The sequence below is a fragment of the Streptomyces sp. NPDC048565 genome (genome assembly GCF_040650935.1).
Lineage (GTDB): Bacteria > Actinomycetota > Actinomycetes > Streptomycetales > Streptomycetaceae > Streptomyces.
Genome location: NZ_JBEZIH010000026.1, coordinates 38,778 through 60,557 on the forward strand (window position 1 = coordinate 38,778; position 21,780 = coordinate 60,557).

Here is a 21,780-nt window from a genome sequence, read left to right on the forward strand (position 1 = left end):
GGGCCACCGCTCCTCCCTATGTAACGGGACGCAGTTCCGGGTTTCTCGTTGAGAACGTCTCCGTGTCGCAACCGTTTGGGACTGACCGTCTATTTCGCGTTACCTGGAGGTAAGTTGACTCGGTGCGGGCTGATGTGATGCGCGATCAGTTCAGCGACTGGCCGCCGCGGGCCCGCAGCCGCGCGGCGCGCAGCACGGCCTCGGTCGAGAAGCGGCTCTCGGGGTCCGTGAGCTGATCGCCGAAGATGGCCTCCAGGCTGCGCATCCGGTAGCGGACCGTCTGGGGATGGACGTCCAGCAGCTCGCCCATCCGGGCGGCCGTCCCGCGGGTGTCCAGCCAGATGCGCAGGGTCTCGATCAGCCGCTCGCGCCGTGCGGTGCTGATGCCGGAGACGGCGGCCAGTTCACGCTCGGCGAGCTGGTCCAGGAGGGCGGGGTCGGAGAGCAGCCACAGTGTGACGAGGTGGTCCTCGCAGAGGATGACGGGCGCGTCGTCGACGACTCCCGCGTCGACGAGTTCGACGACCCGGCGGGCCCAGCGGACCGAGTCGGCGGCGAGCGGCGTCGGCACGGTCAGTCCGACGACCGCGCGGGTGCCGGTCAGCGCGCGCTCCAGCATCTGCCGTCGTGCGTCGTCCAGTGGCCCCGGCACCAGCATGTGCGGCTGTGGTCCGCCCAGGTCGGCCAGTACGTCACGGGCGAGGTCGGCGGGGTCCACGACGGCGGGCGCGCGTACGGCGATCAGCGTCACCTGTTCGGGCAGCGCCCAGCCGGTCTGCTCGCACAGCTCCGAGATCGCGGTGCTCGGCACCGGACGGCCGGACAGGATCAGGTGCAGGAGCCGGCGGCGCATGGCCTCGCTCTGCTGGTCGGACCGGTCCTGCACCTCCACATAGCCCTCGCGGGACAGCGACTCCAGCTCGTCGACGTAGGCGAACAGCGCGTCGGCGAAGCTGAGCATCAGGGTCGGTGAGAAGTTGTAGCTCCGGCCGACCTTCTTCGCCCGGCGCAGGGCGACGCGCGCGCCCAGCCGGTAGGCGCCCTGGAGCGTGTCCATACCGCGCCCCTCGTACGCCTCGAAGCGCCCGAATCTTCGGCACATGTCGTCGCGGAGCGTCGTCGACGTGGTCGGCTCGGCGACCAGGTCGACGAAGGAGGACAGGCTCTGTTCGACGCCGACCCGGATGGTCTGGCCGTTGGGGCCGTTCAGCAGCCGCGCGTACTCGGGATAGGCGCGTGTGACTTCCATGCCGATCTCTTTGATCAGGCTGGGCAGTTCGGGGCGCATGATCGCGGCGAACTCCTGCGGGAGCGGCCCCAGCGGATCGCCGGTGTCCAGCGGCTGTATGAGTCTCGGCATGCTGTCCCCCTTGCTTCGGCGACGAAGGTAGACCAACTCGCTCGAACTGCCCACCACTTGAGCAGGACTCAGATGCAAGGGGCACACATGGGAGTTTCATTGTGGTGCTCCGGTGCAGGTGGGGGCGGTATTGCTCACTTCCGGACAATATTTTCGGACGCCGGATCTCCGGGAGGCGGGCCGCGGCGCTCCGCACGTGCGTTCCGCCCCGGCCGGCGGGGTGAAGATCGCGGCGGCGAGCAGGGCCTCCGGAGTCCGTGGCAGTGAATTTTGCGCACCAAGTGACAAGTGTGGTGCGTCGATTAGTGACCCCCGGATGAGGAAAAAGAATGCCGGTGGGCAATTTCGACTCCGGGATTGTGCTCCAAGTTTCCCGCAAGTAACGTCACGCCCTGTCACAGAACGTGTGTGGCTGAATCGGCAGCACGGTCCCCCACACCACTCGGTTCATCGTCGCGCTCCCTGCGTCTATGCAGGATTCGGCGCGCGAATTCCCGCAACAGTGCACCCGCATTGTCGAATCGGAGGAACTCACTGTGCGCAACACCCTCAGAAAGATCGCCATCGCCACGGGAGTGGCGTCCGCCGCTCTCGTGCTCGGCACCACCCAGGCCATGGCCGCTCCGGCCACCACATGGACCGTCTCGCCCGACCCCGCGCCGTTCACGGCCGTGTCGACCAACACCGTCCTCGAAGCCGGCGGCATCCCGATGACCTGTCCCGAGGCCGGTGCCGGTGGTACCGGGTTCAGCGCGACGGGCAACCCGGGCCATGTCGCCGACATCGAATCGGCGTACTTCGGCACCTCGGCCGCACCCTGCACCAGCATCCTCGGCCCCGTGGCGCCCGTCACGAGCACCTCCCCGCCGTGGCGGATCCAGGCCGTGGACTACGACGACGCGACAGGCGTGACCACCGGCTACATCGACAACATCAGCGCGGAAGTCACCGTGCTCTCCTGCACCTTCACGGTCAGCGGCGAGGTCAACGCGACCTACACCAACGACACCGACGTGCTGTCGGTGGAGGCCGGTGGCGACCACGTGCTGAACGTCTCCGACGCGACGGCGGGCTGCGCGGGTCTCGTCGAGGACGGCATGAACCCGTCGTTCACCGGTGACTACGCCGTGGACGGCGTGGACGGCATCGTCGGCAGCTGACCCGGCCCCGGACACAGCCGCCCCGGTCGGGCCGTGCGACGGGCAGCCCGCCGCACGGCCCGCACGCCCGACGGAAGGGAACCAGGAGGATGACGATGCGCGGCGTACCGGAAGGGCGACGTGGACGGCCCACCGCACGGAGCGTGGCGGTTCTGGCCGCGGTCCTCATGGCCGGCATGATCCCCGGAGCCCAGGCGTCCGTCGGCAGCCGGGACATCGACGTGGAGCTCGGCTACACCTGTGACTTCCCGTCGGGGGAGCGACCGGTGAAGGCCCGGGTCTCGGCCACCTTCCCGGAGCAGGGCAGGACGGGCGAGGCGGTGCGGCTCGGCACCGTGGGCACCGAACTGGTGCTGCCCGAGGCTGCCTCGGCCGAGCTGACGGGGCCGGATGCCGTACGTGTCGAGGCGGAGACGCGGCTGACGGTCGACGTGGCGCAGGACGGTCACTCGGCCGAGGCCGAATGGAACGGCAGGACCGAACACGCGATCCCCCTGCCCGAGGAGGGGGATCTCGCACTCGCCGTCTCGGGAGACGTCCCTCAAGTCACGGCCTCGGGGTCCGGCGAACTGACCTTCACCGCGGCGAAGCTGGCCGTTGTGCTGAACGGTACGAAGGAGGACGGGAGTCCCGTCGCAGAGGCCGCTCCGGAACTGGTGTGCACCCCGCAGGACGGGCAGGATCCGAAGCTGGGATCTGTGGACATCCAGGGTGAAGCGCCGGAGACCGAGCCGTGGCCGTCCCGGACGGCGCAGGGCGCCGATGCCGGCGGGGAACCGCGTGACGCGGCAGCACCCCAGGTCGAACCGGGGGCACAGGCGCCCGCGGCCGGCGAGGCTCCGCCCTGCGCGGGCGACCCCACCAACTACCGCAGCATGGTCGCCTACGTCACGGGCTACGCGAACGTCACCAAGTTGAACGGCGCATCGAAGTTCCCGGTCGCCTGCGCGCAGATCACCCAAGGGCCCCAGCGCACGGAGCGGGACGCCGACGGGCAACTGCACCTGTACCAGGACTCGAGCGTCGTGGTCGACTACGAGGGGCGTCCGCAGCTCCCGCCGTCCACCGCGACATTCCTGACCTTCGGGTTCATGCCGACGACCGCGAAAATGGAAATGACCCAGAAGGCGCCCCCGGTGGGCGACGACGGGCTCCCGGAAATGAACATCCATTCCGATCTCGTGCTCTCGCCCCCGCCGCAGCACGGATACACGGCCATCTCCATGCAATTCAGCCTCCGTCTCTATGACGTGAAAGTGAACGGCGTGCCGTTGGACGTCGGGCCCGACTGCCGTACGGCCGACTACTTTCCCCTCGCCGTGCGCGGTGAAGTGGTCCAGACGGCGACGGGGTTCTCCGGATACCAGCTCACGACCGGAGGCCCCCTCACGGGGCAGGCGACGATTCCCCCGTTCGACGGGTGCGGCGCCGGTGAGGATCTCGATGACCTCTTCACCGCCTCCATCTCCGGGGAGTCCGGCTATGTGAAGCAGATGCAGGGAGCCGTGTGCGTCCCCGAGCGTGAGCTTCCGCCCAAGCCGCAGATCAAGTGCACGCCCAGTCTCGAGCCCGTCGACGTGCCGACGGCGGAACGCTGAAAGACCAAGGAAAACCCCAGTATCGGACAGGAATTGAGGATGCGATGAGAGCTGTCCCGAAGAGACGGTACGCAGGTCTGGCCGTGGCCGCCGCCATGGTCGCCGTCCCCCTCAGCACCGGCCCCGCCGCCTCCGCGGCCACGGCCAGGGCGGAGCTCAACGGTGACTGGGCCCCCTTCTCGCGGTGCCCCGTCGACGATCCCGCCATGCTCGCGGCGGACGGCGAGGTGCTGGTCGCGACCTGTGTGTCCTCGTACTCGCCCAGCGGCTCGATCAAGCTGGGCAGCACCGAGGCCACGACCGGGGGCAACGACATGCAGTTCGGTGTCATCCAGGACACCGCCGCCGGTACGTTCACCGTCGTACCGCCGGACGGCGGCGCGCTGGTCGGGGCGCCGACCGAGATCCCCGGCGGGCTGCTGGGGCTGATGTGCCCGGACGACGACATCCCGGTGATCAGCGATCTGTGCGACAGCATCACCGATGCCAAGCTGAACAAGGTCACGGCCACCGTGGAATCCGCGGGCACCCCCACCGAGTTCAACCTCACCTCGGGACTCGTGACCGGTCAGCAGATCGTGAAGCTGCCCATCCGCATACGCCTGGAGAACCCGCTCCTCGGCTCCACGTGCTACATCGGATCCGAGAGCGATCCGGTGGTCCTGCGGCCGCAGAACACCACGCCGCCGGCCGTCGAAGTGCAGCGCTTCGACGCCGACGGCACGCGCGCCACCACCGGCGCGATGCTCAGATTCGCCCTCACCGGGAACGACCAGGGCGACAGCGCCTTCGCCGTGCCCAAGGCCACCGGCTGTGGTCCGTTCGGCAGCCTGAGCTGGGCCGTGAACCTCAAGACGGGACTGCCGTCAGCCGCGGGGAACAACAACCTGGTGCTGAACAACGCCTCGACGTACAGCGGCGGCCTCACCGCGCCCGGTCTTGTCCTCCCGAACGCCGGCAAGGTGCTCTCCGAGTACTGGCACTCCGCGGCGAACTGAGCCCCCGATCGCCGGACCTTCCAAGGGCTGTCCCGGCTTTCGCACCCTGAAGATTGCGCAGAATCCGACAAGGCCAGGGAACGGGTTTGTCATTCGGTGACAAGTGATCCATCCAGAGATCGATGTCCTGCGATTCCCGCTGCTCAACGGCTTGTCCAGGCGGTTTCTGCGGACATAACGTGCGCCTCCTGGTGCACGTGTGCCGTTCACCACCACTTCGAAGGAGGGCCGATGGGAATCGAAGTAGTCGTCGAGGGCCTGACGAAATCCTTCGGCAGGCAGAACATCTGGCAGGACGTCAGCCTCACACTTCCGGCCGGTGAGGTGAGCGTGATGCTCGGCCCTTCAGGCACCGGAAAGACCGTTTTCCTGAAATCCATCATCGGATTACTGAAACCGGAAGAAGGCCGCGTCCTCATCAACGGTGTCGACATGGTCAACAGCCCCGAGCGGGAGATCATGGAGACCCGGAAGCTCTTCGGCCTCATGTTCCAGGACGGTGCGCTCTTCGGGTCGATGTCGCTCTTCGACAACATCGCCTTCCCCTTGCGTGAACACACGCGCAAGAAGGAATCCGAGATCCGGCGCATCGTCATGGAGCGGATCGACATCGTGGGTCTGCTCGGCGCGGAGGAGAAGCTGCCGGGCGAGATATCCGGCGGTATGCGCAAGCGCGCCGGTCTCGCCCGTGCTCTCGTCCTGGATCCGCAGATCATCCTCATCGACGAGCCGGACTCCGGACTCGACCCGGTGCGCACCGCCTTCATCTCGCAGCTGCTCATCGATCTCAACGCACAGAGCGACGCGACCATGCTCATCGTCACCCACAACCTCGACATCGCGGCCACCGTCCCCGACAACATGGGCATGCTCTTCTGCCGCAACCTCGTCACCTTCGGACCGCGCGAGGTGCTGCTCACCAGTGACACACCCGTCATCGCCCAGTTCCTCTCCGGCCGGAAGGAGGGCCCCATCGGGATGTCGGAGGAGAAGGACGCGGCGACGCTCGCGGCCGAGCAGACCAACGGTGCCGACTACGTGTACACCGTCCCGACCACCTTGCCGGCGCAGCTGGAGCCCTCGTCCGGAATGCCCGCACGGCAGGCCGCCCTGCGCCGCAGGGAGCGGGTCGTCTCCATGATGGGCGGGCTGCCGGAGGCCGCCCGTACGGCCATCGTGAACAGCTACACGCCGACCTTGGACGGTGGGCGCCGATGACGGCGCCGCCGCCCGTACGGCCACCCGGCGAGGCCACCGGGGAGCCGGGGGAGAAGACGCGAAGAAAGAGACCGCCCTCGCGGCTGCTCGCCCCGCTGCGGCAGACCGGGCAGCTCTTCGCCCTCGCTCTGGCCGTCGCCCGTGCCGTCTTCCGACGCCCCTTCCAGGTGCGGGAGTTCATCGAACAGTTCTGGTTCGTCGCCAGTGTCACGATCCTGCCGGCCGCACTCGTGTCCATCCCGTTCGGCGCGGTCATCGCCCTCCAGGTGGGCTCCCTCACCGAGCAGCTCGGTGCCCAGTCCTTCACGGGCGGCGCCAGCGTCCTCGCGGTGATCCAGCAGGCCAGCCCGCTCATCGTGGCGCTGCTCATCGCCGGGGCGGCGGGATCCGCCATCTGCGCCGACCTCGGCTCGCGCAAGATCCGCGAGGAACTCGACGCCATGGAGGTCATGGGCATCTCACCCGTCCAGCGCCTCGTCGTCCCTCGTGTGCTGGCCACCATGTTCGTCGCCGTCCTGCTCAACGGCCTGGTGTCCGTGGTCGGCACGCTCGGCGGCTACTTCTTCAACGTGATCATGCAGGACGGCACGCCGGGCGCCTACCTCGCCAGCTTCTCCGCCCTCGCCCAGCTGCCCGACCTCTACATCGGCGAACTCAAGGCGCTGATCTTCGGCTTCATCGCGGGCATCGTCGCCGCCTACCGGGGACTGAACCCCCGTGGCGGACCCAAGGGAGTGGGCGACGCCGTCAACCAGTCCGTCGTCATCACCTTCATGCTCCTGTTCGCGGTGAACATGATCCTCACCGCGATCTACCTCCAGATCGTCCCCCCGAAGGGGGGCTGACCGATGTCGATGCTCGGCTGGCTCGACCGCTCGGGGGAGCAACTCACCTTCTACGTACGGGCGCTGATCTGGATCCCCCGGACTCTGCGCCGCTACCTCAAGGAGGTGCAGCGGCTGCTCGCCGAGGTCGCCTTCGGCAGCGGCGGCCTCGGTGTCATCGGCGGAACCATCGGCGTGATGATCGCGATGACGCTGGCCACCGGCTCGGTCGTCGGACTCCAGGGGTACGCCGCCCTCGACCAGATAGGCACCTCCGCCTTCACCGGCTTCATCTCCGCCTACTTCAACACCCGGGAGATCGCCCCGCTCGTCGCAGGGCTCGCGCTCTCCGCGACCGTCGGCGCCGGCTTCACCGCCCAGCTCGGCGCGATGCGGATCAACGAGGAGGTCGACGCACTCGAAGCGATGGGCGTGCGCTCCATGCCCTACCTCGTCACCACCCGGATCATCGCCGGTGTCGTCGCCATCATCCCGCTGTACGCGATCGGCCTGCTCTCCTCCTACCTGGCGTCCCGCTACATCACCGTCCTGTTCAACGGGCAGTCGGCGGGCACCTACGACCACTACTTCAATCTCTTCCTCGCTCCGGAGGACGTGCTCCTGTCGGTGCTCAAGGTGCTGATCTTCAGCGTGCTGGTGATCCTCGCCCACTGCTACTACGGCTTCCACGCCACCGGCGGTCCGGCCGGCGTCGGCGTGGCCGTGGGCCGGTCGGTGCGCAACGCCATCGTGCTGATCAGCGTCACCGACTTCTTCCTCTCGCTCGCCATCTGGGGCGCGACGACAACGGTGAAGGTGGCCGGCTGATGCACTCCTCCACGGCGCAGACGGTGCGCCGCAGACTCGCCGGCGTGGCCTTCGTGCTCGTGCCCGCCCTGCTCATATGGCTGTCGGTGTCCGTGTACCGGAAGGACTTCACGCACGACGCCACCGTGACCGTACGCACCACGAGCGTCGGCAACGAGATGCACGACAACGCCGAGGTCAAGCTGCGCGGAGTCGTGATCGGAGAGGTGCGCGACATCGAGTCGGAGGGGGACGGGGCACGCCTGACCCTCGCCATCGAGCCCGACCGGCTCGGACGGGTCCCCGCCGACGTCACCGCCCAGATGCTGCCCACCACCCTCTTCGGCGAGCGGTTCGTGGCCCTCGTGCCGCCGTCGGTCCCCTCGGCGCAGACACTTGAGGCCGGTGCGGAGATCCCGCAGGACCGTTCGAGCAACGCCATCGAGCTGGAGGAGGTCCTCGACAACGTCCTGCCGATGCTGACCGCCGTCAAGCCCGAGAAGCTGGCCGCCACCCTCAACGCGGTGTCCCAGGCGCTCGAAGGACGCGGTGACAAGCTCGGCGACACGCTGGTCACCCTCGACGCCCACCTCAAGGAGTTCAACCCGCAACTCCCCACACTCAACGCGGACATCAAGGAACTCGTCAAGGTCAGCTCGCTCTACGCGGACGCCGCCCCCGAGGTCCTGGACGCGCTCACCGACTTCACCACCACCAGCGGCACCATCGCCGAACAGCAGGCGGAACTCGCCGACCTGTACGGCTCCACCACCGCGTCGGCCCAGGACATCACGTCCTTCCTGCGCAAGAACAAGGACAACCTCATCCGGCTCTCCGCCTCGGGCAGGCCGACCCTGGAACTCCTCGCGAAGTACTCGGACTCCTTCCCCTGCACCCTGCGCACCATGGCGGGCTTCGTGCCGGCCATGGACAAGGCGCTCGGCAAGGGCACCGGTCAACCCGGCCTCCACGTCACGCTCAGGCCCGTGGAGTCCAGGGGGAAGTACGTGGCGGGCAAGGACACCCCGGTGTACGACGCGACCGGCGGTCCGCACTGCTACTCGGTGCCGTACACCGGGACCCCGGTACCGACCGCCGGCACCCGGACCGCTTCCGGCAAGGACGGCGCCCAGGGCAAGGACGGCGTTTCTCGCACCGACGAGGCAGGGGACACCGACACCGCCCTCGGCATGCCCAACTCCCCCGAGGAGAGCCGGCTCGTCAACGAGCTGGTCGCCTCCTCCCTGAAGGTGCGGCCGGAGACCCTGCCCGACTGGAGCAGCGTGCTCATCGGTCCGGCCTTCCGCGGCGCGGAGGTGAAGCTCAAGTGAAGCGTCGCTCCCTCGCGGGCCCCCTGGTCAAGTCGATCGTCTTCGTCGTGGTCACGGCCCTGGCCACCACCGTCCTCGGTCTGTCCATCGCCGACAGGGGCGTGGGCGACACCACGCCGTACAAGGCGAGGTTCACCGACGCGACCGGGCTCGTCGTCGGCGACAGTGTCCGGATCGCCGGCGTCAAGGTCGGCCAGGTCGAATCCATCGAGGTCGCCGACAAGCGGCTCGCCGAGGTCGGCTTCGCCGTCCGCAAGGGCCGCAAGCTGCCGGCCTCGGTGACCGCGTCGATCAAATACCTCAACATGGTCGGCCAGCGCTACATCGACCTCGACCAGGGAGCAGGACCCGTCGGTGAGAGCTTCGGGCAGGGATCGACCATCCCGCTCTCCCGCACCACACCCGCCCTCGACCTCACCCAGCTCTTCAACGGTTTCCAGCCGCTCTTCGAAGGACTGTCGCCCCCCGACGTCAACCAGCTCGCCGGATCGATCGTCCAGGTACTGCAGGGCGAGGGCGGCACCGTCGACAGCATCCTCTCCCACGTCGGATCGCTGACCGGCACCATCGCTGCCAAGGACAAGGTGATCGGCGAGGTGATCAAGAACCTCAACACGGTCCTGAAGACCGTCAACGACCGGGAGGCGGGCTTCAACGACCTCGTCGTCACCCTGCAGAAGCTCGTCACGGGCTTCTCCGGCGACCGAAAGCCGCTCGGCGAGGCCGTCACGGCGATGGGCGCGCTCACCACCGTCACCGCCGACCTCGTCGAGGACGGCCGCAAGCCGCTCAAGGACGACATCGCCGCACTCGGGCGTCTCAGCGGGCAGCTGGACAGGAACGCTCCCCAGATCGAGAGCTTCCTGGAGAAGACCCCGGCCAAGATGGAGGCGATCACCCGGCTCACCTCGTACGGGTCATGGCTCAACCTCTATCTCTGCGAGGCGAAGGTCAGCGGTGTGACGACCGAGGACGGAAGCGCACCGCCCACCGGCGTCACGATCGGCGGACCGAGGTGCCAGGCATGAGGATCAAGCCCGTACGGGAACGCAACCCGGTCGCCGTCGGCATCGTCGGACTGCTCGTCCTGGCCCTCGTCGGTCTGGCCGCCTACCGCGCCGACGCACTGCCCTTCATCGGCGCGGGCACCACCTACAGCGCCGACTTCAGCGAATCAGCCGGCCTCGACGAGGGCGACGAGGTGCGGATCGCCGGAGTGAAGGTCGGCGAGGTCACCGGCGTCTCGCTCGACGGCGCCAAGGTGAAGGTGGACTTCAAGGTCAAGGACGCCTGGATCGGCGACTCCTCCACCGTCGGCATCGCCATCAAGACGCTCCTGGGCGAGAAGTACCTCGCCGTCGATCCGCTGGGCAACGCCGCCCAGGACCCCGGCTCCCGCATCACCGCGAGCCGCACCACCTCCCCGTACGACGTCACCCAGGCGTTCAACGGGCTCGGAGAGACGATCGAGGAGATCGACACCGCCCAGCTCGCCGAGAGCTTCGAGACGATCTCCGACACCTTCAAGGACTCACCGGCCGATGTGCGCAGCGCCGCCGAGGGGCTGTCCGCCCTGTCGAAGACGGTGTCGGGGCGCGACGCCCAGCTCGCCACCCTCCTCAAGGGCAGCAAACAGCTCACCAAGACACTCGCGAGCAAGAAGAGCAGCTTCGAGACCCTCCTGGAGGACGGCGATCTGCTCCTCGGCGAGATCCAGGCGCGCCGGGACTCCATCCATCTGCTGCTCACCGGGACCCGGGACCTGGGAACCCAGCTCACCGGGCTCGTCAAGGACAACAACAAGCAGCTGGGGCCCACCCTGAAGTCGCTCGGGCGGGTCACCACCGTCCTGGTGAAGAACCGCAAGAGCCTGGACAAGGTGCTCTCCCTGGCCGGCTCCTACAACCGTCTCGTCGGCAACACCCTGGGCAACGGCCGCTGGTTCGACAACTACGTCTGCGGAGTCGTCCCGAAGAACTACCTGCCCGCGGACACGCCCCCCACGGGCGACTGCATGCCACCGAAGCAGGGAGGGCGCTGACATGAGACGCACACGCGTCGTGGGCATCGGCGCCGGGCTCGCCGTCGTGGCGGTCGCCGCGACCTCGGGTGTGATGGCGACCGACGACCGAGGGAAGACCACTGTCACCGCCTACTTCGACCAGGCCACCGGCGTGTACGCCGGATCGGACCTGCGGATCCTCGGGGTGAAGGCCGGCACCGTCGAGTCCGTCGAACCGCGCGGCAAGGAGGTCGAGGTCACCCTGCGGCTCGACGAGGGCGTAGAGGTCCCCAAGGCGGCGCACGCCGTCGTCGTGGCCCCCAGCCTCGTGGCCGACCGGTACGTACAGCTCGCGCCGGCCTACAGCGGGGGAGCGCGGCTGGGGGACGGCGCCGTACTGCCGGCCGAGAACAACGCCACTCCCGTCGAGGTCGACCAGCTGTACGAGTCGATCACCGAGCTCTCCACGGCGCTCGGCCCGGACGGAGCCAACGCGGACGGGGCGCTCGCGAGACTCCTCGACACCGGGGCGAAGAACCTCGACGGCAACGGGAAGGCCATCGGGGACTCCGTCGAACAGTTCGGCAAGGCGACCAAGACACTCGACAAGAGCAGCGGGAACCTCTTCGACACGCTGTCCTACCTGCAGACCTTCACCACGATGCTGAAGGACAACGACGGCAATGTGCGGGCGGCCGAGCAGCAGCTGAACACCGTCACCGGTTTCCTCGCCGACGACAAGAAGAACCTCAGCGCCGCCCTGAAGGAACTGGGCAAGGCGCTCGGCCAGGTCAAGGGCTTCATCCAGAAGAACCGAGGCGCCCTGAAGGAGAACGTGGACCTGCTGGTTCCGCTCACCCAGACCCTGGTCGACCAGCGCGCCTCGCTCGCCGAATCCCTCGACACGCTGCCTCTCGCCGCGGGCAACGTCCTCAACGCCTACGACCCGGCGAACCGCACCCTCAACGGCCGCACCGATCTCAACGAACTGTCGATGGGCGGCCCCCTCACCGCGTCGGGGACCGCCACGGGCGGACTGCGGGGTCTCGCCCCGGTGGACACCGCCCGCCGGAAGGCACTGCCCGCACTGCCGCTGCCCGCCGTCGGCACCGTCTACGGCACGCCGGAGAAGACAGCGACGAAGAAGAAGGCCGCGCCGGACACGAAGAAGGAGGCGACCCCATGAGCCCCGCCCTGCGCAGACCCGGCACCCGCGCGCTCACGGGCCTCGGCGCCCTGACCGCCGCCTGCGTCGGCCTCGTGCTCCTGATCACGACCACCGGCCTGCCGTCGTTCGAGGGCCTCGACCAGGTGCCCCTGCCCGGCGGGGCCGACCTCGGGGACCACCCGTACGAGATCACCGCCGAGTTCGGCGACGTCCTCAGCCTCGCCCCTCAGTCGTCCGTCAAGGTCAACGACGTGGCCGTGGGCCGCGTCACCAAGATCTCCCTCACCCCGGGCAGCTGGACCGCCAAGGTCACGATGCGGGTCAACGGGAAGGTCGGCCTGCCCGCCAACGCCTACGCCCACCTCGAACAGTCCAGCCTCCTCGGCGAGAAGTTCGTCCAGCTCTCGCCCCCGAGCGCCGGCACGGCCCGGGGCGCACTCGCGGACGGCGACCGGATCCCGCTCGCCCGCACCAACCGCAACCCGGAGGTCGAAGAGGTCTTCGGTGCCCTGTCGCTGCTCCTCAACGGGGGCGGGGTCAGCCAGCTCAAGACCATCACCACCGAGCTCAACAAGGCACTCGCCGGCCAGGAACCGCAGATCCGCTCGATGCTGAAGCGGGTGAACACACTGGTCACCGACCTGGACGACCACAAGGAGGACATCACCCAGGCCCTCGACGGCGTCAACCGGCTCTCCGCCACGCTCGCCACCCGTAAACAGGACGTCGGTACGGTCCTCACCGGGCTCACCCCGGGCCTGAAGGTCCTGGAGAAGCAGCGCGGCTCGCTCCTGACCATGCTCCGCTCGCTCGACACGCTCTCCACGGTCGCCGTCGACACGATCGACAGGAGCAAGGCCGACATGGTCGCCGACCTCAAGGCCATCGCACCCACGCTCACCGCGCTCGCCGACTCCGGCGACGACCTGCCCGACTCCCTCCAGGTGCTCTTCACCTACCCGTTCACCGACGAGGTGCTCCGCGGGGTGAAGGGCGACTACCTCAACGTCTATCTGGACGTGACGGCCCAGCCCGGTACCCAGCTCATCCCCGCACTCACCCCGCCCACGACGTCAGGCGGCCAGGAGACGGGGGCGGCGCTGCCCCTGCCGCTGCCCTCGGTCACCACGACGGAGGGCACCCGCTGATGATCACTACTGCCATCCGGCTCAAGAACATCGCCTTCCTCGTCGTCGCCGTACTCGTCCTCGGCTTCCTCGGGGTGCGCTACGCCGACCTCGGGCACTACGTCGGGCTGCGCGACTACTACACCGTCACGGTGCGACTCCCACAGACGGGCGGTCTGTTCACCCATTCCGACGTCAGCTACCGAGGTGTGTCCGTCGGCAGGGTCGGTTCGATCGAACTCACCGACGACGGGGTCGAGGCCGAACTGCGCATAGAGAAGGACGCCCCCCTCATCCCCGACGACCTCCACGCCGTCGTCGCCGGCCTCTCCGCGGTCGGCGAGCAGTACATCGACCTGCGGCCCACCCGCACCGACGGCCCCTACCTGGCGAACGGCTCGGTCATCGGCCAGGCCGACACCACGATCCCCGCACCCGTCACCGACGTCCTCACCAGCGTCAACGACCTGACGGCGTCCGTCGACACGGAATCCCTGCGCACGGTCGTCGACGAATTCGGCACCGCCTTCAGCGGACGCGGCGACGACCTCCAGGTCCTGCTGGACACCGGAAGCGAGTTCGTCGAGGCCGCCGACGAGGCACTGCCGACCACCAGGAAGCTGATCACCGACGGAGAGACCGTGCTGCGGACCCAGAACGAACAGGGCGAAGCGCTCAAGGGCTTCGCATCCGGCGCCGCCGAACTCGCCGCCGAACTCAAGGGATCCGACGCCGATCTGCGCCGCCTCATCGCCGCGGCGCCCGACGCCACCGAACAGATCAGCGGACTGCTGCGCGACCTCGACCCCGCCTTCGGCGTGGTCGTCGCCAACCTCCTCACCACCTCGGAGGTCGCTGTCACCCGCCAGCGCGGACTGGAGGAACTCCTCGTGAAACTCCCCGCGGTCGCGGCGGCCGGCGCGAGCGCAGTCGACGCGGACGGCGCCAGGTTCGGCATGTCGGTCACCTTCTTCGAACCTCTGCCCTGCACCGCCGGATACGGCGACACCACCTACCGCCCCGGCACCGACGTCTCGACCGCGCCCGCCACCAACACCAAGGCGCGCTGCGCGTCCTCGCCCGGCACCGGCATCAACGTCCGCGGCAGCGCGAACGCCCCCAAGGGCGGCCCCGTACCCGAACCGTTCGAGCCCGGCTCCGGCCTCCTCCCCGACACGTCACGCAGCGCCACCGGAGCCACCGCCACGCCGCGGGGCGACGGCATGGCGGGACTGCTCGGCCTGGGGAGCGGCTCATGAGCGACCGTACGAGGACCTGGACAGGCCGGGCCGCACTGCTCGTCGCTGTGCTGGTCTGCGCGCTCGGCACCTGGTCGTACACCCAGGCCAGGGGCGACGACAGCCTGGCGTACGCGAAGAGCCGCGACGCCGCGCTCACCGAGGGAAAGCAGCACCTCACCCGGCTGACCAGCATGGACGGCACGAGCACGGCCAGGGTGAAGGACGGGCTCAACGCCTGGCTCACCGCCTCGGCCGGACCGCTGCACGACCGGCTGGAGAGCACCCGCACGAAGGACGCACGCGAGCTCACCGAGTCCGGCGCCACCGTACGCGGCAAGGTCACCGACGCCGCGCTCACCGCGCTCGACGACCGGGCCGGTACGGCGGCGCTCATCGCCACCGTCGACGTCGAGGTCACCCCGCGCACCGGCAAGGCGGGCACGGAGCGCAAACGCTTCGAGGCGACGCTCGCCCGCACCGGGGACGGCTGGAAGATCAAGGCGCTCGACGCGCTGCCGGTCGGGGGTGCCTCATGAAGCAGAGCACGGGAACAGCGACCGTCGCGCCGGACGACCCCGGTCCCGTGGCGGACCCCGAGCCCGATCTGCCCCCCGCCCGCCGGAGGTGGACCCGCCCCGTCGCGGTGCTGCTGACCGTCGTCCTGCTGGGTGTGGGCTGCACCCTGTTCGTCCAGGGGCGGCAGCTGCGGGACACCCCCGCCACGTCCGACCGCGCCCTCGCCGACTCCGCCGCGACCAGCCAGGTCGCGGGCGAAGTGAGCAGCGCCCTGGGCAAGGTCTTCTCGTACAGCCCGCAAGCCACCGGCGCCACCAAGGAGTCGGCGAAGCAACTCCTCGCGGGCCGGGCGCTCCAGCAGTACGCGGCCCTGTTCGGCCAGGTCGAGAAGCAGGCCGCCGACCAGAAGCTGACACTCACCAGCCAGGCCGTCCGCACCGGAGTCACGCGGCTCACCGGCAGCAGCGCCCACCTCCTCGTCTTCCTCGACCAGGTCTACGAGCGCGAGGGGAAGGCCGCCACCACGGCGGCCGCACAGCTGTCCGTGACCGCCGAACTGCGGGGCGGGCACTGGCGGATCGTCGACATCACCTCCAGGTAGGGGAGAGCACCGATGGCACGGGTACCCATGACAACCGAACCGCTGCGGGTGGCAGCGGTCGCGCTGACGGTCGTGGCCGCCGTCGCCGCCGGCTGGGGAGGGTGGTCCCACTACGACGCCGGGCACGACGACTCGGCGGCGTACGCACAGGCCCGCGACGACGCACTGGCGGCGGGGGAGCAGGCCGTGCAGAACATGAACACGCTCGACCACGCCGAGCTCGACGAAGGGCTCGACAGCTGGGAGGAGTCGACCACCGGTGATCTGCACCAGCAACTCGTCGACGGGCGGGACGCGTTCGCCAAGCAGATCGAGTCGGCCGGGACGGTCAGCACCGCCAAGGTGCTGTCCGGAGCCGTGACGGAGCTGGACGAGCGGCAGGGGAAGGCCGGCGTGATGGTGGCGCTGCGCGTCACCGTGACCGCTCCCGAGGGCGAACCCGCGGTCAAGGAAAGCCGGATGCTGGGGCAGCTCACCCGCACCCCCGGCGGATGGAAGCTCAGCGCGCTCGGCCAGGCGCCCGTCGGCAACACCGCCGGCTGATCCCGACCGACCGCCTTCGAGAGGACCACCGACATGTCGACGACCCGCCATCTGGTCAACCGCCGCCGCAGGCTCGCCACCGTCGCCGCGACGACCGCGCCGCCGCGTACGACCACGGCACCGCAGCCGGCTCCCGGGGCAGCCGGAGCACACGGCGCACCCACGGAACCGGAGACGGAGCCGGAGACTGCGACTGCGCCGGAGACGGAGCTCGCGGATGAGGCCGGTCCAGGTGACGGGCCCCCGCGCGGACGCCCGCACCGCCCGCGCGTCCGGCTGCCCGCCGTCCTGTGCGCCGCGACACTGCTTCTCGGGGCCTTCGCCGTCTGGGCGTTCACCTCGGCCGGCACCCTGCGCGACGAGCCGAGCCGGCAGAACACGGCCCTCACCGACATCGGCAGCACCAGTGAGGTCAAGGGACAGATCACCGAGGCCGTCGGCGCGGTCTTCTCCTACGACTACGCCTCGCCCGCGAAGTCCGACCGGGCGGCGAAGAAACATCTGACCGGCAAGGCGGTCCAGCAGCACAAGGACATGCTCGCCGAGGTCCGCGCACAGGCGCCCGAGCAGAAGCTCGTCCTCACCACGACCGTCACCCACAGCGGAGTCGAGCTGCTCGACGGCGACCGCGCCCGGCTGCTCGTCTTCGCCGACCAGAGCAACACCCGCACCGGCAAGAAGGAGGAGACGACGTACGCGGCGGCCATGTTCGCCGTGGACGCCGTACGCCGGGGCGACACCTGGCGGATCGCGGCCATCGACACGTTCACGCGTTGACCCAGGAGAGGCAGGACACATGAGGCTCGACGGGACCATGCGCCGCGGACTCACCGGCACCGTCACCGCGGTCGCCGCCATGGCGGCGCTCACCGCGTCCCAGGCCCCGGGGCTCACCGGCGGGGACGGTGGCGACAGCGTGAAGAGCGTGGCATCGGACGACGTGGTCTGGACCGAGGTGCCCAACGACGACAGCTACCACACCGAACTGCCGCCCCTGGTATCCCCCGAGCCCCCTGAGAGCACCGGGAAGAAGCGGCCCGCCCCCGCCGCCGTACAGGCCTGGACCGAGGCAGGCATCCCCGCCACCGTCCTGGCCGCCTATCGCAACGCGGAGCGCATGCTCGGCCGCGGCGACCCCGGCTGTCATCTGCCCTGGCAACTGCTCGCGGCGATCGGCAAGGTGGAGTCAGGCCATGCGCGAGGCGGACAGGTGGACGCCGCCGGCACCACGCTCACCCCGATCCTGGGCCCCGTACTCGACGGAGCGGGCTTCGCCAACATTCCGGACACCGATGGCGGGGCCCTCGACGGCGACACCCGGTACGACCGGGCCGTCGGGCCGATGCAGTTCATCCCGTCCACCTGGGCGCACTGGGGCAAGGACGGCAACGGCGACGGACGGGCCGACCCCGGCAACGTCATGGACGCGGCCCTCTCGGCGGGCCACTACCTCTGCGCCGGGCCGCGCGACCTGTCCGTGAAGGCGGATCTGGACCGTGCGGTGCTCAGCTACAACCACTCGGACACCTACCTGCGTACAGTCCGTTCCTGGCTGGACTTCTACCGCAAGGGGGTCCACCCCGTCACCGACGGCAAGGGCGTGATCCCGAAGAGCCCCGGAGCGGGAGGCACCCACGCCCCGAAGGCCCCGGTCGGCGGCCCCGGCAGCCCGAGCGAGGGCGGCGGCATCGTCGTGGGCCCGCAGCCCACCCGCACCCCTCCGCCCTCCACCTCGCCAGGCCCCACCCCCACGGACTCCGGCGGTCCGGGCGGATCACCGGGGCCCACGGACCCGGTCCCCGACCCCACCGACAGCGGTTCGGCCGACCCGACGGACGCCCCTGACCCCACCACGACCCCGGACCCCGATCCCACCACCTCGGACCCCAGCACGACGCCCGACCCGGACCCCACCACCGACCCCGCCTGCCCGACGCCGTCGGAGGAGACCGGACCCACGGACGCACCGTCCGACGAACCATGCGCCACCCCTGACCCCACCGGGTCCGCCTGACGGGTCAACGGCCGTCCAGCACCTCGGAGAGGTCGTACCGCACCACTTCCTCCAGCTGTGCGTAGGTGCAGCTCGCCGGGGTGCGGTCGGGCCGCCACCGCCGGAACTGGGTGGTGTGCCGGAAGCGGTCACCCTCCATGTGGTCGTACGCCACCTCGCAGACGCGCTCCGGCGCCAGCGCCACCCAGGACAGGTCCTTCCTGCCCGACCAGCGGCTCGGCGCCCCCGGCAGGCGTGCCCCCTCGTGCGCCGTCGCCTCGGCCCAGGCCGCCCACGGGTGCTCGGCCGGGTCCACGCGCAGCGGGTCCAGCTCCTCCAGGAGTTCCGCGCGCCGCTTCATCGTGAAGGCGGCGCACACACCCACGTGCTGGAGGGAGCCCCCGGCGTCGTACAGACCGAGCAGCAGCGATCCGACCACCGGGCCGCTCTTGTGGAAGCGGTAGCCCGCCACCACACAGTCGGCGGTCCGCTCGTGCTTGATCTTGTACATGACCCGCGCGTCCGGCCGGTACGGCAGATCGAGCGGCTTGGCGACCACCCCGTCCAGGCCGGCGCCCTCGTACCGCTCGAACCAGTCCCGCGCCAGGTCCGGGTCCGTCGTGGACGGTGCGAGATGGACGGGTGCCGAGGCACCCGCCAGCGCGTCCTTGAGGACGGCCCGCCGTTCGGTCTGCGTGGCGGTGAGCAGGGACGTGTCGTCCAGGGCGAGGATGTCGAAGGCGACGAAGCTCGCCGGGATCTGCTCGGCCAGCATCCGCACCCGGGAATCGGCCGGATGGATGCGCTCGCTCAGCCGGTCGAAGTCCAGCCGCCCCTCGTACGGCAGGACGATCTCGCCGTCGATCACACACCGCTCCGGCAGATTCTCCCGTACGGCGGTGACCACCTCGGGGAAGTAGCGGGTGAGGGGCTTGCCCGTCCGGCTGCCGATCACCACCTCCTCACCGTCCCGGTGCACGATCGCCCGGAAGCCGTCCCACTTCGCCTCGTACTGCATACCGGGTGGAATCGCGGACACGGACTTGGCGAGCATCGGTTTCACAGGAGGCATCACCGGCAGGTCCATGGCCCCGATTCTTGACCACCGCACCAGGCACGTCTTCCGATATGCGGCATAAGTGGGCCCGGCCTACGGTGGCTGACATGGGAGCAGGAGCAGCGGTGGAGCTGGACGTGGACGGACGGACCGTACGGCTGTCGAACCCGGACAAGGTGTACTTCCCCGAGAAGGGCTACACCAAGAAGGACGTGGCAGCCTACTTCCAGGCCGTGGGCCCCGGCATCCTCCGTGTGCTGCGCGAGCGGCCGACCACCCTCCAGCGCTTCGTCGACGGGGTCGATGGCGACTTCTTCTACCAGAAGCGGGCACCGAAGAACCTCCCCGACTGGACCCCCACCGCCCGGATCGAGTTCCCCAGCGGCCGGCACGCCGACGAGATGTGCCCCACCGAACTCGGGGCCGTCCTCTGGGCGGTCAACCTCGGCACCCTGACCTTCCACCCCTGGCCCGTGCGCAGGGCGGACACCGAACACCCCGACGAGCTGCGCATCGACCTCGACCCGCAACCCGGCACCGACTACGCCGACGCGGTCCGGGCGGCACGTGAACTGCGCGCGGTCCTGGACGACCACGGCCTGCGAGGCTGGCCCAAGACCTCCGGCGGACGCGGCATCCATGTCTTCGTCCCCCTCGTACCGGAGTGGACCTTCACCCAGGTCAGACGCTCCGCCATCGCGGTGGGGCGGGAACTGGAGCGCAGGATGCCGGACCGTGTGACCACCGCCTGGTGGAAGGAGGAGCGCGGTGAGCGGATCTTCGTCGACTACAACCAGACGGCACGCGACCGCACCATCGCCTCCGCCTACTCCGTACGCCCCTTCCCGCACGCCCCGGTCTCCGCGCCCCTGCGCTGGGAGGAGATCAGCGACGCCGAGCCCCGCGACTTCGACCTGCGCACCATGCCCGCGCGCTACGCCGATGTGGGCGACCTGCACGCCGACATGGACGACCACGCCTTCCGTCTCGACCAGGTGCTGGAACTGGCGCGGCGCGACGAGCACGAGCACAGGCTCGGCGACCTGCCTTATCCGCCGGAGTACCCGAAGATGCCGGGCGAACCGAAGCGGGTGCAGCCCAGCCGTGCCAGGAGCGACGACGGGGGCGGGGCATGAGCACCGTCGAGGGGAGCGAGCCCCCGGCGCACGGCGAGCACGGCAGGCCCCCGGCCCACCGCGAGAGGTGGCAGGAGTTCAAGCGGTCGCCGTACTTCCCCGCCCTGGTGCTGACGGTCATCATCGCGGCGGCGGCCGGGCTCTTCGCCGGCTCGTACACGTACGCGCTGGCCAACCCGACACCGCACCGCATCCCGGCCGCCCTGGTCAGCGGCACCGGCGACAGCGAGGAGCCCGGCGTCAAGAAGTTCGTGGGCGGGATGGAGAAGGCGCTGGACGCCTCCCTCGAACTCCACCGTTACTCCACCCGGGCCGATGCCCTCGAAGCGCTGGAGGCGCAGAAGGTCTTCGCGATCCTGCGGCCTGGCGGACGGGACGGGGTGGCCATGGACCTCGCCGCCGCGTCCGGCGCCACCGTCGCCCAGCTGCTCGGTGAGACCGGTGCCGAGGTCGCACGGAAGGCCGATGTCCCGCTCGCGGTCAAGGACCTCAAACCTCAGCAGAAGGGCGACCCGCGCGGTCTCGCCCTGTTCTACATCTCGCTCGCCGCCGTCATCATCGGGTTCGTCGGCTCGATCCAGCTCAGCGTGAACGCCCGTAGTCTGAACCCGCTGGAGCGGATCGCCTTCACCCTCGGCTACGCGCTGCTCGGCGGATTCGCCATCGCGGCCGTGGTGGACTGGCTGCTCGGCGCGGTGGACCTGCCGTTCGTCCAGTCCTGGCTGATCCTGGCCTTCACGATGTTCACGTCGGGCATGGTCTTCACCATGTTCAATACCATCATGGGGCGCTGGGCGATGATTCCCACCTGGGGCGTGATGGTGCTCCTCGGCAATCCGTCCTCCGGCGGCGCGGTGTCCTGGCCGCTGCTGCCCTCGGCGCTCGGGCACATCGGGCGCTGGCTGCCGCCGGGAGCGTCGGTCAACGCCCAGCACACCGCGGTCTACTACCAGGGGCACCAGTACGTCTTCCCGTATCTCGTGCTGGCGGGCTGGTCACTGGTCTCCTGCACGGTCTTCTGGGTGTGGCGCCACCGGCACCCAGGAGGCCGCGACCGCACGCCGGAGCATGCGGCCGCGGCCGCCTGAGAGTGATCCGTC

General features: G+C 69.6%; 21 protein-coding genes. 19 read left to right on the forward strand and 2 right to left on the reverse strand.

Annotation, left to right across the window (positions count from 1 at the left end; genetic code table 11):
• Positions 1–145 precede the first annotated feature (145 nt).
• On the reverse strand, positions 146–1,360 hold the full coding sequence (locus AB0C75_RS27745; RefSeq protein WP_362894451.1) for a helix-turn-helix domain-containing protein: 1,215 nt from the start codon (positions 1,358–1,360) through the stop codon (positions 146–148).
• 536 nt (positions 1,361–1,896) lie between these two features.
• Between AB0C75_RS27745 and AB0C75_RS27750 the strand changes: the two genes are divergently transcribed.
• The 17 genes from AB0C75_RS27750 to AB0C75_RS27830 all read left to right on the forward strand — a co-directional run bounded on the left by AB0C75_RS27750 (position 1,897) and on the right by AB0C75_RS27830 (position 18,508).
• Positions 1,897–2,520, forward strand: coding sequence for a hypothetical protein (locus AB0C75_RS27750; RefSeq protein WP_362894452.1), 624 nt, complete (start codon positions 1,897–1,899; stop codon positions 2,518–2,520).
• A gap of 95 nt (positions 2,521–2,615) precedes the next feature.
• The gene (locus tag AB0C75_RS27755) at positions 2,616–4,118 is read left to right on the forward strand and encodes a DUF6801 domain-containing protein (RefSeq protein ID WP_362894453.1); all 1,503 of its coding nucleotides are present in this window, start codon (positions 2,616–2,618) and stop codon (positions 4,116–4,118) included.
• Positions 4,119–4,162: 44 nt separating this feature from the next.
• On the forward strand, positions 4,163–5,116 hold the full coding sequence (locus AB0C75_RS27760) for a hypothetical protein (RefSeq protein WP_362894454.1): 954 nt from the start codon (positions 4,163–4,165) through the stop codon (positions 5,114–5,116).
• A 231-nt stretch (positions 5,117–5,347) separates the two neighbouring features.
• Positions 5,348–6,334 carry an ATP-binding cassette domain-containing protein gene (locus AB0C75_RS27765; RefSeq protein ID WP_362894455.1) on the forward strand — a complete coding sequence of 329 codons (987 nt, stop codon included), beginning with the start codon at positions 5,348–5,350 and terminating at the stop codon, positions 6,332–6,334.
• On the forward strand, positions 6,331–7,179 hold the full coding sequence (locus tag AB0C75_RS27770; RefSeq protein ID WP_362894456.1) for an ABC transporter permease: 849 nt from the start codon (positions 6,331–6,333) through the stop codon (positions 7,177–7,179). The genes AB0C75_RS27765 and AB0C75_RS27770 overlap by 4 nt, the downstream gene beginning before the upstream one ends.
• A gap of 3 nt (positions 7,180–7,182) precedes the next feature.
• The gene (locus AB0C75_RS27775; RefSeq protein WP_362894457.1) at positions 7,183–7,986 is read left to right on the forward strand and encodes an ABC transporter permease; all 804 of its coding nucleotides are present in this window, start codon (positions 7,183–7,185) and stop codon (positions 7,984–7,986) included.
• Positions 7,986–9,296, forward strand: a complete 1,311-nt coding sequence (locus tag AB0C75_RS27780) for an MCE family protein (protein ID WP_362894458.1) — start codon at positions 7,986–7,988, stop codon at positions 9,294–9,296. The genes AB0C75_RS27775 and AB0C75_RS27780 overlap by 1 nt, the downstream gene beginning before the upstream one ends.
• The gene (locus AB0C75_RS27785) at positions 9,293–10,324 is read left to right on the forward strand and encodes an MCE family protein (protein WP_362894459.1); all 1,032 of its coding nucleotides are present in this window, start codon (positions 9,293–9,295) and stop codon (positions 10,322–10,324) included. The genes AB0C75_RS27780 and AB0C75_RS27785 overlap by 4 nt, the downstream gene beginning before the upstream one ends.
• Complete coding sequence (locus AB0C75_RS27790; protein WP_362894460.1) at positions 10,321–11,337, forward strand: MCE family protein; 1,017 nt, start codon at positions 10,321–10,323, stop codon at positions 11,335–11,337. Before AB0C75_RS27785 ends, AB0C75_RS27790 begins: the two co-directional genes overlap by 4 nt.
• Before the next feature lies 1 nt (position 11,338).
• Complete coding sequence (locus tag AB0C75_RS27795; RefSeq protein ID WP_362894461.1) at positions 11,339–12,484, forward strand: MCE family protein; 1,146 nt, start codon at positions 11,339–11,341, stop codon at positions 12,482–12,484.
• Positions 12,481–13,614 (forward strand): MCE family protein, encoded by a 1,134-nt coding sequence (locus AB0C75_RS27800; protein WP_362894462.1) that lies wholly within the window; start codon positions 12,481–12,483, stop codon positions 13,612–13,614. Before AB0C75_RS27795 ends, AB0C75_RS27800 begins: the two co-directional genes overlap by 4 nt.
• Positions 13,614–14,852 (forward strand): MlaD family protein, encoded by a 1,239-nt coding sequence (locus tag AB0C75_RS27805; RefSeq protein ID WP_362894463.1) that lies wholly within the window; start codon positions 13,614–13,616, stop codon positions 14,850–14,852. Before AB0C75_RS27800 ends, AB0C75_RS27805 begins: the two co-directional genes overlap by 1 nt.
• Complete coding sequence (locus AB0C75_RS27810; protein ID WP_362894464.1) at positions 14,849–15,370, forward strand: hypothetical protein; 522 nt, start codon at positions 14,849–14,851, stop codon at positions 15,368–15,370. Before AB0C75_RS27805 ends, AB0C75_RS27810 begins: the two co-directional genes overlap by 4 nt.
• Positions 15,367–15,951 (forward strand): hypothetical protein, encoded by a 585-nt coding sequence (locus AB0C75_RS27815; RefSeq protein WP_362894465.1) that lies wholly within the window; start codon positions 15,367–15,369, stop codon positions 15,949–15,951. The genes AB0C75_RS27810 and AB0C75_RS27815 overlap by 4 nt, the downstream gene beginning before the upstream one ends.
• A gap of 12 nt (positions 15,952–15,963) precedes the next feature.
• Positions 15,964–16,494: a nuclear transport factor 2 family protein gene (locus tag AB0C75_RS27820; RefSeq protein ID WP_362894466.1), complete on the forward strand. Its 531-nt coding sequence runs from the start codon at positions 15,964–15,966 to the stop codon at positions 16,492–16,494.
• Positions 16,495–16,527: 33 nt separating this feature from the next.
• Positions 16,528–17,271 (forward strand): hypothetical protein, encoded by a 744-nt coding sequence (locus AB0C75_RS27825; RefSeq protein WP_362894467.1) that lies wholly within the window; start codon positions 16,528–16,530, stop codon positions 17,269–17,271.
• A gap of 19 nt (positions 17,272–17,290) precedes the next feature.
• Positions 17,291–18,508: a lytic murein transglycosylase gene (locus AB0C75_RS27830; RefSeq protein WP_362894468.1), complete on the forward strand. Its 1,218-nt coding sequence runs from the start codon at positions 17,291–17,293 to the stop codon at positions 18,506–18,508.
• Positions 18,509–18,512: 4 nt separating this feature from the next.
• Here the strand turns inward: AB0C75_RS27830 and AB0C75_RS27835 are convergent, their stop codons facing one another.
• On the reverse strand, positions 18,513–19,574 hold the full coding sequence (locus tag AB0C75_RS27835; RefSeq protein WP_362894469.1) for an ATP-dependent DNA ligase: 1,062 nt from the start codon (positions 19,572–19,574) through the stop codon (positions 18,513–18,515).
• Between the two features lie 95 nt (positions 19,575–19,669).
• Here AB0C75_RS27835 and ligD point away from each other — a divergent pair, with 95 nt between their 5' ends.
• Positions 19,670–20,680 carry a non-homologous end-joining DNA ligase gene (ligD, locus tag AB0C75_RS27840; protein WP_362894526.1) on the forward strand — a complete coding sequence of 337 codons (1,011 nt, stop codon included), beginning with the start codon at positions 19,670–19,672 and terminating at the stop codon, positions 20,678–20,680.
• Positions 20,677–21,768, forward strand: coding sequence for an ABC transporter permease (locus tag AB0C75_RS27845; protein WP_362894470.1), 1,092 nt, complete (start codon positions 20,677–20,679; stop codon positions 21,766–21,768). The genes ligD and AB0C75_RS27845 overlap by 4 nt, the downstream gene beginning before the upstream one ends.
• Positions 21,769–21,780 lie beyond the last annotated feature (12 nt).

Coding starts and splice junctions, on each gene's coding strand:
- AB0C75_RS27745 (WP_362894451.1), bottom strand. CDS start 1,360: ATGCCGAGACTCATACAGCCGCTGGACACCGGCGATCCGCTGGGGCCG.
- AB0C75_RS27755 (WP_362894453.1), top strand. CDS start 2,616: ATGCGCGGCGTACCGGAAGGGCGACGTGGACGGCCCACCGCACGGAGC.
- AB0C75_RS27760 (WP_362894454.1), top strand. CDS start 4,163: ATGAGAGCTGTCCCGAAGAGACGGTACGCAGGTCTGGCCGTGGCCGCC.
- AB0C75_RS27765 (WP_362894455.1), top strand. CDS start 5,348: ATGGGAATCGAAGTAGTCGTCGAGGGCCTGACGAAATCCTTCGGCAGG.
- AB0C75_RS27770 (WP_362894456.1), top strand. CDS start 6,331: ATGACGGCGCCGCCGCCCGTACGGCCACCCGGCGAGGCCACCGGGGAG.
- AB0C75_RS27775 (WP_362894457.1), top strand. CDS start 7,183: ATGTCGATGCTCGGCTGGCTCGACCGCTCGGGGGAGCAACTCACCTTC.
- AB0C75_RS27780 (WP_362894458.1), top strand. CDS start 7,986: ATGCACTCCTCCACGGCGCAGACGGTGCGCCGCAGACTCGCCGGCGTG.
- AB0C75_RS27790 (WP_362894460.1), top strand. CDS start 10,321: ATGAGGATCAAGCCCGTACGGGAACGCAACCCGGTCGCCGTCGGCATC.
- AB0C75_RS27795 (WP_362894461.1), top strand. CDS start 11,339: ATGAGACGCACACGCGTCGTGGGCATCGGCGCCGGGCTCGCCGTCGTG.
- AB0C75_RS27800 (WP_362894462.1), top strand. CDS start 12,481: ATGAGCCCCGCCCTGCGCAGACCCGGCACCCGCGCGCTCACGGGCCTC.
- AB0C75_RS27805 (WP_362894463.1), top strand. CDS start 13,614: ATGATCACTACTGCCATCCGGCTCAAGAACATCGCCTTCCTCGTCGTC.
- AB0C75_RS27810 (WP_362894464.1), top strand. CDS start 14,849: ATGAGCGACCGTACGAGGACCTGGACAGGCCGGGCCGCACTGCTCGTC.
- AB0C75_RS27815 (WP_362894465.1), top strand. CDS start 15,367: ATGAAGCAGAGCACGGGAACAGCGACCGTCGCGCCGGACGACCCCGGT.
- AB0C75_RS27820 (WP_362894466.1), top strand. CDS start 15,964: ATGGCACGGGTACCCATGACAACCGAACCGCTGCGGGTGGCAGCGGTC.
- AB0C75_RS27825 (WP_362894467.1), top strand. CDS start 16,528: ATGTCGACGACCCGCCATCTGGTCAACCGCCGCCGCAGGCTCGCCACC.
- AB0C75_RS27830 (WP_362894468.1), top strand. CDS start 17,291: ATGAGGCTCGACGGGACCATGCGCCGCGGACTCACCGGCACCGTCACC.
- AB0C75_RS27835 (WP_362894469.1), bottom strand. CDS start 19,574: ATGGACCTGCCGGTGATGCCTCCTGTGAAACCGATGCTCGCCAAGTCC.
- AB0C75_RS27845 (WP_362894470.1), top strand. CDS start 20,677: ATGAGCACCGTCGAGGGGAGCGAGCCCCCGGCGCACGGCGAGCACGGC.